Genomic DNA, 11,919 nt, shown 5'->3' with positions numbered 1-11,919 from the left:
ACGTCCCAGAGTGGGGCCGGCCTCACGCGACGTGAGGGGCAAGCCGGACGAAAACCAGTGGAGCGGCGCCGCTGTGCGCCCTTACCGTGCTGCCGACCCGAGTCGTCTGAGCGAGGACGTGCCGTTGTACACCGTGTGAGACCTCCCGAGAGCTGATCTGTCGCGCGTCGCGTCTGTGTGCGCCGCGCTGCTTCTTGCTGCGGACTTCTCACTGAAACCGGTGTACTTCTGTGTCCGAACACTGGGTGGTCATGCCCACCTGCCTGCCGCTCGTCCTCCGCCGTTGCCACTCCTGCGCCTCCGAACGCTTCCGGGCGAACGGCAAGTTCCGCGTCAACGCCCACCACAAGCTCATCGACGCCTGGTTCCTCGTCCTGTGCACCGGGTGCGGGGAGACGGCGAAGCTCACGGTCCTGGAGCGGAGGAATGTGCGCTCCGTACGACCTGAGCTGCTGGACCGGCTGCACGACAACGACCCCGGCCTGGCAGCCGAACTGCTCCGGGATCCGGTCCTGCGGCGCCGCAATCGCATCGCCCTCGACTGGGACGACGCCTGGCGCCTCGACACCGGCGGCTCGGAGCATCTGGGCCGCGAGGTGATCGACGTATCGGTCCGCTTCGCGGCGCGGATACCGGTCCGGCCGGTGCGACTGATCGCTGAAGGGTGCGGTCTGTCACGGGCCGAGGTCGAGCGGCTGATCGCGGAGGGGAAGGTCGTCTCGGCGGTCCGGCTGAGCGGCAAGCTCTCCGGCGACTTCACCTTCACGCTCAAGCGCTGAGCCCGGAGGGTTAGGGAGGCTGTCCGGGCCAGAGGCCTGTCCGGCACGAACCGCCGGACAGGCCCTGGTCCCCGGTCTCCCCGGATCAGTCAATACGGGCGCACAGGTCGTCCGTAGTCCCCCGAACGAGATGTACGGCCTTGTATCCAGTGGCGCTGATGTCCATCCCGTACACCCCGTCCACGATGTACAGCCCACGCGGCAGGTTGCCCTGCCCCTCTCCCACGCCGACGAGCACCGGGCCGCGCACGGCCCAGAGTTGTGAACCGTCGGCCGGTACTCGACGACGGCCGAGCCACTCGCGTCGGCGTCGTGGGCGGCACCGGACTCGGTGTTCGTGACGCGGATGACCAGGTCACCCTTGTAGGCGACCCGGCGTGCGGAACCGTCGGGGTGGGTGCTCAGGACGCGCCGCACCACCTCGTCGACGACGGGCTCGCCGTGCACGGGGAAGTCGCAGCGCACGCCGGCGGCGACGTCCCAGGGGGTGGAGGGCGCCGGCTCCCAGCCCCCTGCTTCCGTCGCGGCCGTCGCAGCCGTCGCGGGCTGCGTCCCGAGCAGTGCGGCGGCAAGTGTGAGCATCGCGAGGGCGGTTCGGCGCATGGTTCTCCCTGGTCAGAGGGGCGGAGGAAGGGCTCGCCGCGAGGGCGTGCGCCAGTCTCGCCCCGGCCTCTGACCAAAGCCTCACCATCCCCGGCGTGGGCACCGAGCCGCCTTCCGCCTCCTGCGCGACACTGTTCGAGTGATTGTCGAACGCGCGTACGCCCACCTCTCCTCGTACGACGAGGACACCTGGCCCTGGTCGGTGCCCTGCGTCCGGCAGCTTCTCGACGAGGGGCTGCGCTTCACCGCACCGGTGACCTTCCTGGTCGGTGAGAACGGCTCGGGCAAGTCGACGCTGGTCGAGGCGCTGGCGGAGGGGTTCGGGCTGGATTCCTACGGCGGCTCCCACGACTGGCGCTACGCCTCGCCGCGCGCCAAGTCGGAGCTGGGCGAGCGGATCAAGTTCGACGCGGCCTCGCGCGGGCGCCGTATGGTCACCAACTGGTCGGCCCGCAAGGGCTTCTTCCTGCGGGCCGAGACCGCGCTGGACGCGCTGAACAGGGAGGGCTTCGCGCCGGACTCGGTCAGCCATGGCGAGGGCTTCCTCGCGGCGTTCCGCGGGAAGTTCCTGCACGCCGGGCTCTACGTCCTCGACGAGCCGGAGGCCGCGCTCTCCTTCTCCTCCTGCCTCGAACTGATCGGGCACATCGACCGGTTGGCCAAGGAGGGCGGCCAGGTCATCTGCGCCACGCACTCCCCGCTCCTGACCGCACTGCCGGGCGCGGACATCGTCGAGGTCGGCGAACACGGGCTGCGCAGAGTCGCCTGGCGGGAACTCGGTGTCGTGGATCACTGGCGCCGCTATCTCGCCGACCCGCACGCCTATCTGCGGCACATCATCGCTTAGCGGCCAGCACGGCCGCGAGGCCCTCGCGCAGATCCTTGACGAAATACTCGGGGACTTCCAGCGAGGGGAAATGTCCCCCGGTCTCGGGCGACCTCCATCGGACGATCTTCCGGTACCGCTCCTGTGCCCAGGGGCGCGGGCACCGCTCGATATCGCGGGGATACATGGTGATCGCCGACGGGACGTCGACCCGGAGTTCGGGGTCGAGTGAGTTGTGGCTCTCGTAGTAGATGCGGGCCGCCGATGCGCCGGTCCGTGTCAGCCAATACAGGGTGACGTTGTCAAGAACGCGGTCCAGGGAGATCGTCTCGAACGGGCTGTCCTCGGTGTCCGACCATTCGGCGAACTTGTCGAGGATCCAGGCGAGAAGGCCGACCGGTGAGTCGACGAGCGAGTAGCCGATGGTCTGCGGCCGGGTCGCCTGCTGCTTCGCGTACGCCGCCCGGTGGCGCCAGAAGTGGCGGGTTTCCTCGGCCCATGCGCGCTCGACCGCCGTCAGACCGTCCGTGCTCATCCCGGGCGGTCCCTCCGCGAAGGTGGTGTGGATGCCGAGAACGTGCGCCGGGAACCTGCCGCCGAGAACCGTGGTGATATTGCCTCCCCAGTCACCACCGTGGGCCGCGAATTCGCTGTAGCCGAGCCTTCCCATCAGTTCCACCCACGCGGCCGCGACCTTTTCGGTCCCCCATCCGGTCGTGGCCGGTTTGTCGCTGTAGCCGAATCCCGGCAGCGACGGGACCACGACATGGAACGCCGGCGCGTTCGCGTCTTTCGGATCCGCCAGTTCGTCCACCACATCGATGAACCGGACGATGCTGTCCGGCCAGCCGTGCGTCAAGAGCAGAGGGGTGGCATCCGCGCGCTCGGACCGGCGGTGCAGGAAATGAATGCCCAGTCCGTCGATGGTCGTACGGAATTGGCCGATGTGGTTCAGGCGCTCTTCGAAGGGCCGCCAGTCGTACCCGGTGCGCCAGTAGTCCACGACATCGACGAGGTCGGCGAGCGGAACGCCCTGTTCCCATCGGCGCGGGTCGGGCGCTGCGCGCTGGACCGTCTCGGCCTCCGGCAGTCGCGCCGCGGCCAGTCGCGCGCGCAGATCGTCGAGGTCGGTGTCCGTCGCGTGGGCTTCGAAAGCGTGTACGTCGCTCGTCGGGCGGGGCATGAGACCTCCTGGCCATCGCAGAACCGGCTAAGACGGTTCTAACAGGCTCCCGAGCCGGGCCGCAACCGTCTAAGGTGGTTCCATGCCTGCTGGATTCCCTGACTTCCGCCTCGGCAGCGTGCTGGCGACGAGCTTCACGGGGACTCTCTCGGAGCGTCATGGCGACGCCGTGGAGCGCATTCCCACGCCGCGGCGACTCGTCGACTGGCTCGCGGTGTACGGCCTCGCCGTGGACTCCTGCACCCCTGCCCAGCTCGACCTCGCCCGGGAACTGCGGGAGTCGATCCACGCCGTCGCGACAGCGGCCGCGCTCCAGGACGCCCTCCCCGCGCCCGCTGTCCACGTCATCAACGACCGCAGCGCTCAGGGCCGGGCCGCGGCGATCCTCACGCCCGAGGGCGAGCGGCGCTGGCGGCTCGGCTCGGCTTCCCCCGTGGAGGACGCCCTCGGCGTGATCGCCGCCGACGCGATCAGCATCGTCGCAGGCGAACGAGACGGAAAACTGGCCCTGTGCGCGTCACCGACCTGCCAGGCCGCCTTCTTCGACACCAGCCAGAGCCGCACCCGCAAATGGTGCGACATGAACACGTGCGGGAATCGGCAGAAGAAAGCGCGCTTCCACGCCAAGCAGCGCGAGGACCCCGGATCAGCGGAGTGATCGTCACCCCGGCACATCCGAGCAGGCCCGGCACTCCGAAGGAGACGACGCTCTAGGCTGCCGGTAGCCATGGATTTCCAGCTGCTCGGTCCGTTCGCCGCCCACCACGAGGGGCGGCCGGTGCCGGTGGGCAGCCGCCGCCAGGAGCGGTGCCTGCTGGCGGTCCTGCTGCTGCACGCGGGGCGGGTCGTCGCGACCGAACGCCTCATCGACCTGCTGTGGGACGACACCCCGCCCGCCTCCGCCCGCGCCACCGTCCACACCTACGTCGGCCGGTTGCGCGCCGCGCTCAAGCCGTACGGGGTGATTATCGCGAGCAAGCACGACGGCTACGCCGTAGAGCACGGCCAACACCGTATCGACGCACAGGAGTTCACGTCCCTCGCCGGACGGGCGGCCACCGCCGCCGACCCGGCCGAGCGGACACGCCTCTACGACGATGCCCTCGGGCTGTGGCGCGGGGAGCCGCTCGCGGACGTGGCCGACGAGCGGCTGCGGACACGGCTGGGCGGCACCCTCGCCGAACTGCGGCTGTCCGCCGTGGAACAGCGGGCCGAGGCGCAGCTCGCCCTGGGGCTGCACGACCGGGTCGCGGCGGACCTGACACCCCTGCTCGACGAGCACCCCACGCGTGAACGGCTGGTCGCGGCCCGGATGACCGCCCTGTACCGGTCCGGCCGCCAGGCCGACGCACTCCGCCTGTACGACGGCACGCGCACCCTCCTCGCGACCGAACTCGGCATCGAACCCAACCGCGACCTGCGCACCCTGCACGACCGCATGCTGCACGGCGACCCCCGGCTGGACCGGCCGCCCGGGCCCGTCTACGCGGTACGGGTCGACGACCAGTGGCTGCCGTGGAGTACGAGCGGACACCCCGCGCTGGAGTTCTGCAACACCTACGCCGGGTGGGGCGGGGACCCGCTGCCCGGGTCGGAGTGGCTGCGGGGCTATGCCGCGTTCGCCGTATGGGCCGGGCATCTGGACCTGATCGAGGAGCGGACGGTCACCCGGCTGCGCGACCAGGCGGTACGGCAGCCGGCCGAGGCAGCCGCCGCGCTCGACGAGGCCCGCCGGTTCCGTACGGACCTCTACACCTGCCTGACCGATCCGCAGGACGGCCGGGCCTTCAAGGCCGTGGCCGGAGTGGTGGAGGACGCCGCGCGGCTCTCGGTGTTCACCCGGGGCGAGGACGGCCTGGCCCGCTGGCGCCCGTCCCCCTCCACCGGTCTGCGCCTGCCCCTGTACGCGGTGGCGCGCAACGCGGCCGAACTCCTCGCCGACGCCCGCCGCTTCACCATCCGCACCTGCTCCAGCCCGGACTGCGGCTGGCTGTTCCTCGACGAGAGCGGGCGACGGAGGTGGTGCAGTCTGGCGACGTGCGGGGCGAAGCGGATGCCGGAGGGGTGTTGAGGGGTGTTGGTGTCAGGGCGTGGGCGTGGGCGTGAGCGGGGGCGGGAGTCCGGGTGGGTGGAGCCGGTCGTCCGTGGACGGGCGTCGGTGTCAGCGCGTGCGCGCGTTTCCGGCCGGGCGGAAGCGGTCCGTTGACGGTTGTCGGTGTCAGCGCGTGCGCGGGTTCCCGACCGGTGGGCGACCTGATCCACGACGAGGTCGCCGACCGGCGCGGCTTCGTCACGGATGTGCGCGGCGGCACTGTCTGGGTGCTGCGGCCGGAGTGCGGACCGGGGCAGTGGACTTCCCGGCAGCCGGAGCGCCTGGTCGTAGTGAAACCCCGCGAAGAGGGAGGGCCGCGGCCCCGTGCGCGTGGAGGAGCGGAATCCGCCGGAAACAGTCAGGGACGCTGAGTGTGAACGGTCGGCTCACGCCGCCTGCTGATGGAAGACCGGAACACCGAAGTAAGGGTCGAATAGCGGGTGGCCGATCACCTATCGGGAGGCCCTGCGGCATCAGATCTGTGGCGCCGACGAGATGACTGCCCAGCTGGGGTACTTGCTCACCGCAGGGGCACTGCCCCAGGTGTCCCTCGGCTTACTGCTTCATCTTCGGGCCGGGAATCGCGGTGTTTCTCTAGCGGATGAAGCCGTGTCGTCCGGTCACGCCCGCGGGGCAGGCCAGGAATTGAGGGGCAGCGGGCCGCGGTCGATGACGGTGCGGATGCAGAAGGTGCTGCGGGCGTCGCGAACGGGGCCGATGGCCAGGATCTGGTCGGTGAGCACCTTTTCGAAGGTGCGCAGGTCCGGCACGGCGAGTTCGACGAAGAAGTCGGCGTCGCCGGAGACCACGTGGCAGGCGACCACGTGCTCGATCGCCTTGAGTGCCTCTTCGACCACTTGGGAGGTGGTGCGGGAGTGCTCGACCTTGAGGGAGAGGAACACCGTCAGCCCGAGGCCGAGGCGCTCGCGGTCCAGATCGGCCCGGTAACCGGCCAGGACCCCGTCCTCCTCCAGCGCCTTGGTGCGGCGCAGGCAGGACGAGGGTGACAGGCGTACGGCGTCGGCGAGGTCGACGTTGGGGGTGCGTCCGTGGCGCTGGAGGTGGTCCAGGATCGCCCGGTCGATACGGTCGTACAAGGGTCGTGGCATGAAATGCAGCGTATCGGCCGCATCGACGAATAATCCTGCGCCACAGTGCCGTACGGGCATTGCGTACGCCATCGCATGCCGGGCTTGGTGACGCATCCTGGTCACGCTCCGGCCGGTACGCCGGACCGCCGCCCTCGTACCCCTCTCACGCACACCGGACTGCCTCATGCACCCCTTCCCCCTGGAACCCGATCGCGCCGCGATGGCCGAAATGGGCCGTCTCGTCCTGGATCGTGTCGTCGACCGCACCGACCAGCTCGCGGCACGCCCCGCGACCAGCCCTCTGTCGCCGCGGGCCGAGGCCGACCTGGTGGAGTCCTTCCTGGTACCCCCGCCCGATCGGGGCGGTGACCTGAAGGATCTTCTCGCGCGTCTGGACGAGGCTGCCGACTGCGCTCTGGAGACCGCCGGGCCGGGACACCTGGCGTACATCCCGGGCAGTGGTCTGTACTCGGCCGCGCTCGCCGAGTTCTACAACCGTGCCGTCAACCGCTACGGCGGTCTGGCCTCGGTGGCTCCGGCCCTCGCCGCGCTGGAGGAGAGCGTGATCCGCTGGATGGCCCGCGATGTGTGCGGCCTTCCGGAGGGCAGCGGCGGCCTGCTGACCAGCGGCGGCTCGATGGCCACGTTCTCCGCGACGGTCGCCGCCCGGCACGACAAGCTCGGCGAAGATCTCGCCGGCGGCACCGTCTATACCACCGCCTTCGCCCACCACTCCGTCGCCAAGGCCGCCCGCCTCGCCGGCATCCGCGCGGCTCACATACGGACCGTGCCGCACACCCCGGACCTGCGGATGGACCCGGAGGCCGTCGCCGCGATGATCCGCGCCGACCGGGACGCCGGGCTGCGGCCGTTCCTGCTGGTGGCCACCGCCGGCACCACCGACACCGGCACCGTCGACCCGCTGCCGCAGCTGGCCGACCTGGCTCGCCGCGAGGACGTGTGGTTCCACATCGACGCGGCCTACGGCGGCTTCTTCCGTCTCACCGCACGCGGCGCAGCGTGCCTCGCCGGTTTCGAGGAGGCCGACTCGATCACCCTGGACCCGCACAAGACCCTGTTCATGCCGTTCGGCACCGGCGCCCTGGTCGTCCGCGACCTCGCCGCCCTGCACGCCGCGCACGACGGCACCGGCAGCTACCTCCAGGACATGGAGGCGGCGGGGAGCGTCCCGGACTCCGGCCGGCTCGGGCCCGAATTGACCCACGAGATCCGTGGGCTGCGGGCCTGGCTTCCCCTGCACCTGCACGGGGTGGACGCCTTCCGTACGGCCCTGGACGAGAAGCTCGACCTGGCCGAACACGTCCACGCCACGCTGTCCGGCGTCGCGGAGCTGGAGGTCCCGCAGCGCCCGGACCTGTCCACCGTCATCTTCCGCATCCGCCCCGCCGACGGCAGCCGGGCCGCCGCCGAGCGGGCGGACGAAGCCGGCCGCCGACTGCTGGAGCGGATCAACGGCCACCGGCGCATCGTGCTCTCCAGCACGGTGGTCGACGGCCGCTACACCCTGCGCGTGTGCGTGGTCTCCCACCGCACCCACCACGACCGCATCGCCGAGGCCCTGCAGATCATCACTGCCGAAATCGAGCGCCACACCACCGCGTAGTCGAATCACGAAAACGTCGAATCACGAAATACGGCGAATCGCGAAATACAAGGAGGACTTCATGACGATCCATCCCGAATCCCTTCCCGCCAGGGGAACAGCCATCGTGACCGGTGCCTCCTCGGGCATCGGTGCGGCCTACGCACGTCGCCTCGCCGCGGCTGGTCACGATCTGGTGCTGGTGGCGCGTCGCGCAGAGCGTCTGCGCGCACTCGCCGCAGAGCTGACCGGGCGGCACGACGTACGAGTGGAAACCGTCGTCGCGGATCTGGGCGATGCCGGTGACCTGGACCGGGTTGCCCGGCGAACCGCCGAGGACGACGTCGAGCTGCTGGTGAACAACGCGGGCATCAACGGCTACGGCCCCTTCGCCGAGACCGACACGGCACTGCTGGAGAAGGTGATGGCCGTGAACGTGGTGGCGCTCACCCGGCTCGCTCGCGCGGCCGTGCCGGGCATGCTGGAACGTGGCCGCGGCACCGTGGTGAACGTGGCTTCCACCCTCGCCTTCGCCGGTTCGCTTCCGCCGGACCCGCTGCCGGTGCGGGCGGTCTACGGAGGGACCAAGGGGTACGTAGTCACCTTCAGCCGAACCCTCGCCGCAGAGTTGGACGGTGCGCCGGTCCGTGTCCAGGTGCTGTGCCCCGGGCTGACGGCAACCGAGTTCCATCTCACCCAGGGCCAGGATCCGGTAGCCGGTGATGCAGCGCGAGTGCACGACGACGGAGGCATGCCCGTCGAGGACGTGGTGACCGCTTCGCTCAGGGCCCTGGAAACCGGCGAGGTCGTGTGCGTGCCCGGACTGGTCGACGGCGAGGCGGTGGATCGCATCGCCGCGGCGGAATTCGGGCTCCGCTCCTCGTCCACCAGCACACTCGCCCCGCGATACCAGAACCCCGCCCAGCAGTGAGTCCCCAGAGTCCTGGCCATGGACACGAACACACAGCCGGTGCGGTTGAGGTGCTCCGACGATCCTCTACTATGGGTAGACCGACCTACCTAGTTTTGGATGGCGATGAGCGAGACCGACGCGAATACGGCAGGCAGCGGGCGGGGCCGTCCCCGTCCCGCCCGGCGGCGGATTCTGGAGGCGGCGGCCCGTCGCTTCTACGCCGACGGTGTGGCCGCGACCGGCATCGACACGATCACCGCCGAGGCGGGCGTGGCGAAGATGAGTCTGTACAACAACTTCTCCTCCAAGTCCGACCTGGTCCGTTCCTACCTCGATGCCCGGCACGAGGAGTGGCTCGGCCTCTACCGGGCGCGCCTGGAGCACGCGGACGGCGCTCGTGAGGGCGTTCTCGCGGTGTTCGACGCGTACGCCGACCACGCCGCCTTCGCCTACACGCACGGGTTCCGCGGCTGCGGGCTGCTCAACGCCGCCGCCGAGCTCCCGGCCGGGGACGAGGGTCGGAGCGTGGTCCGAGCGCACAAGGAGGAGGTCGAGCTGCTGATCGCCGGCCACCTGGAGGAGCTGCTGCCCGACCGCCCCGACGAGGCGCGGACCACGGCCGAGCACCTCGCCTTCCTCCTGGAGGGCGCGATGGCCCGCGCCGGGCTGGAGGGCGACGGCGAGCGCCTCTCGCATGCCCGCGCGATGGCCGCGGCCCTGCTGGACCGGCTGTGAACGGCGCCGACCGCGAGCGGGCCCACGCCCGCTCCGCGGGCATCGGGGCCCTGTGCGTGCTCGCCGCCTCCGTCCTGTGGGGGACGACGGGCACGGCCGCCACCTTCGCCCCGGGCGTGGGCCCGCTCGCGATCGGCGCCGTCGCCATGGGCGTCGGCGGACTGCTCCAGGCCCTCATGGCGGCCCCCCGGATCAGCCACCACGCGTCCCGGCTGCGCGAGCGACGCGGCACGGTCCTGCTCGGCGCCGTCTCCGTGGCGGTCTACCCCCTGGCGTTCTACAGCTCCATGCACCTGGCCGGAGTCGCCGTGGGCACCGTCGTGTCGATCGGCACCGCCCCGCTCGCCTCCGCGCTGATCGAACGGGTCGTGGACGGCCGCCGCCTCACCCGCCGCTGGATGCTCGCGGCCTCCCTCGGCCTGCTCGGCACCGTCCTGCTGTGCGTCGCCGAAGCCGCCCACGCCTCCGGCGGCTCGGGGCAGACGTCCGCGACGACCACGCTGCTCGGGATCGCCCTCGGTCTCGTCGCCGCCGCCACGTACGCCCTCTACTCCTGGGCGGCCCACCGGCTCATCACCCACCGGATCCCCTCCCGGGCCGCGATGGGTGCCGTCTTCGGCCTCGGCGGCCTGCTCCTGCTGCCCGTCCTGGCCGTCACCGGCGCCCCGCTCGTCGCCTCCTGGTCCAACGCCGCCGTCGGCATCTACATGGCGCTGATCCCCATGTTCGCCGGGTACGTCCTGTTCGGCTGGGGGCTCGCCCACGTCCCCGCCAGCACCGCCACCACCCTGTCCCTGCTCGAACCGGCCGTCGCGGCCGTCCTCGCCGTCCTGGTCGTCGGCGAACGCCTGCCCGCCGCCGGCTGGACGGGCATCGCCCTCGTCATCGCCTGCCTCGCCGTACTCACCGCCCCCGCGCGACGCGGCTCCCGACGGCCGTCCCCCGACACCGTGCCTTCCTCCGCCCGGCCCGTGGAGCAGACACCGGGCCGGTGAGCACGGGAACCCCTCGTGGAGCAGGCACCGGGCCGGTGATCACGGTGGTCACGGGAACACCCCGAGGAACAGCCGGCCCGCCACCACCCCTACCGCCGCCGCACCCCCGTACTCTCCCGCCGCACCAACCGCGTAGGCACCAACGTCGTCCCGAACTCCGCCCCGTCCTCCCGCAGTTTGCCGAGCACCCCCTCCACGCACAGCCGCCCCACCTCCGCGAAGTCCTGGTGGATCGTGGTCAGGGGCGGGAGGAAGGACGCGGACTCGGGGATGTCGTCGAAGCCGATGACGCTGATGTCGTCGGGGACCCGGCGGCCGCGTTCGTTGAGGGCGCGCAGCAGGCCCAGGGCCATCTGGTCGTTGGCCGCGAACACCGCCGTGCAGTCCGGCTCGTCGGCCAGTCGGAGACCGGCCCGGTAGCCGGATTCGGCGGACCAGTCGCCGCGGACCAGGGGCGGTGTCGCCCGGCCCGCGGCGCGCAGCGTGTCGCTCCAGGCGTTGGCGCGGCGCTGGGCCGCGAAGGAGCCCTCGGGGCCGGCGAGGTGCCAGACCGTGTCGTGGCCGAGGTCGAGGAGATGCCGTACGGCGTCCCGCGCGCCGCCCGCCTGGTCGGTGTCGACGACGGTGTAGCGGTCGCCGGCGTCCGAGTCGGCGACGACGACCTGCACACCGGGCGGGAGGGAGACCGTCGCCGCGTCCAGGAGGTGGATCTCCATGATGACGATGACGGCGTCCACGGCGAGTTCGCCGAGGCGGGAGAAGGCGCCGTTGACCTCGTCCTGGGTGGGGACGGCGACGGGCAGGAGCGTGACGGCGTAGCCGTGCTGGGCGGCGGAGGTGGCGATGGCCTCCAGGGTGCGGATGTTGCCCATGGTGGAGAGGGAGAAGGTGATCACGCCGAGGGTGCGGAACTCGCCCCGGCGCAGCGCCCGGGCCGCGCTGTTGGGGCGGTAGCCGAGCTCCCGCATGGCGGCCAGGACCTGCGCGCGGGTGTCCTCGGTGACGCCCGGGAAGCCGTTGGAGACTCGGGAGACGGTCTGGGAGGAGACGCCGGCGAGCTGGGCGACGTCGGCCATCGACGCGCCCTGGCGGGGCCGGG

General features: G+C 71.3%; 11 protein-coding genes and 1 pseudogene. 9 read left to right on the top strand and 3 right to left on the bottom strand.

The features are described from left to right. Positions 1-230 precede the first annotated feature (230 nt). The gene (locus KJK29_RS17850) at positions 231-779 is read left to right on the top strand and encodes a DUF1062 domain-containing protein (protein WP_215120155.1); all 549 of its coding nucleotides are present in this window, start codon (positions 231-233) and stop codon (positions 777-779) included. 742 nt (positions 780-1,521) lie between these two features. Continuing rightward, entirely contained in the window at positions 1,522-2,229 is a 708-nt protein-coding gene (locus tag KJK29_RS17845; RefSeq protein WP_215120154.1) for an AAA family ATPase, read from the top strand. Here the strand turns inward: KJK29_RS17845 and KJK29_RS17840 are convergent. Then, complete coding sequence (locus KJK29_RS17840) at positions 2,219-3,391, bottom strand: epoxide hydrolase family protein (protein ID WP_215120153.1); 1,173 nt, start codon at positions 3,389-3,391, stop codon at positions 2,219-2,221. The genes KJK29_RS17845 and KJK29_RS17840 overlap by 11 nt on opposite strands. An 82-nt stretch (positions 3,392-3,473) precedes the next feature. Here KJK29_RS17840 and KJK29_RS17835 point away from each other — a divergent pair, with 82 nt between their 5' ends. The 3 genes and pseudogenes from KJK29_RS17835 to KJK29_RS38860 form a co-directional block, all read left to right on the top strand. Continuing rightward, entirely contained in the window at positions 3,474-4,049 is a 576-nt protein-coding gene (locus KJK29_RS17835) for a CGNR zinc finger domain-containing protein (protein WP_215120152.1), read from the top strand. A gap of 69 nt (positions 4,050-4,118) precedes the next feature. Next, on the top strand, positions 4,119-5,462 hold the full coding sequence (locus KJK29_RS17830; protein ID WP_215120151.1) for a BTAD domain-containing putative transcriptional regulator: 1,344 nt from the start codon (positions 4,119-4,121) through the stop codon (positions 5,460-5,462). A 486-nt stretch (positions 5,463-5,948) separates the two neighbouring features. Beyond that, positions 5,949-6,044, top strand: a pseudogene (locus tag KJK29_RS38860) (transcriptional regulator); the annotation flags it as partial. 59 nt (positions 6,045-6,103) lie between these two features. Here KJK29_RS38860 and KJK29_RS17825 read toward each other — a convergent pair. Continuing rightward, positions 6,104-6,592, bottom strand: a complete 489-nt coding sequence (locus tag KJK29_RS17825) for an Lrp/AsnC family transcriptional regulator (protein ID WP_215120150.1) — start codon at positions 6,590-6,592, stop codon at positions 6,104-6,106. Positions 6,593-6,758: 166 nt separating this feature from the next. On the opposite strand from KJK29_RS17825, the gene KJK29_RS17820 reads away from it, so the two are divergent. The 4 genes from KJK29_RS17820 to KJK29_RS17805 all read left to right on the top strand — a co-directional run bounded on the left by KJK29_RS17820 (position 6,759) and on the right by KJK29_RS17805 (position 10,820). Beyond that, the gene (locus KJK29_RS17820) at positions 6,759-8,198 is read left to right on the top strand and encodes a pyridoxal phosphate-dependent decarboxylase family protein (protein WP_215120149.1); all 1,440 of its coding nucleotides are present in this window, start codon (positions 6,759-6,761) and stop codon (positions 8,196-8,198) included. Between the two features lie 61 nt (positions 8,199-8,259). Continuing rightward, the gene (locus tag KJK29_RS17815; RefSeq protein ID WP_215120148.1) at positions 8,260-9,108 is read left to right on the top strand and encodes an SDR family NAD(P)-dependent oxidoreductase; all 849 of its coding nucleotides are present in this window, start codon (positions 8,260-8,262) and stop codon (positions 9,106-9,108) included. 105 nt (positions 9,109-9,213) lie between these two features. Continuing rightward, positions 9,214-9,825, top strand: coding sequence for a TetR/AcrR family transcriptional regulator (locus KJK29_RS17810; protein WP_215120147.1), 612 nt, complete (start codon positions 9,214-9,216; stop codon positions 9,823-9,825). Beyond that, complete coding sequence (locus KJK29_RS17805; protein WP_255961288.1) at positions 9,822-10,820, top strand: DMT family transporter; 999 nt, start codon at positions 9,822-9,824, stop codon at positions 10,818-10,820. The genes KJK29_RS17810 and KJK29_RS17805 overlap by 4 nt, the downstream gene beginning before the upstream one ends. 89 nt (positions 10,821-10,909) lie before the next feature. On the opposite strand, the gene KJK29_RS17800 is transcribed toward KJK29_RS17805, so the two are convergent. After that, positions 10,910-11,896, bottom strand: a complete 987-nt coding sequence (locus KJK29_RS17800) for a LacI family DNA-binding transcriptional regulator (protein WP_215124331.1) — start codon at positions 11,894-11,896, stop codon at positions 10,910-10,912. Positions 11,897-11,919: the final 23 nt, after the last annotated feature.

The organism is Streptomyces koelreuteriae, from assembly GCF_018604545.1.
GTDB classification, from domain to species: domain Bacteria; phylum Actinomycetota; class Actinomycetes; order Streptomycetales; family Streptomycetaceae; genus Streptomyces; species Streptomyces koelreuteriae.
The sequence above is the reverse complement of the archived record's forward strand: the minus strand, read 5'-3'. Positions and strand labels throughout refer to the sequence as shown.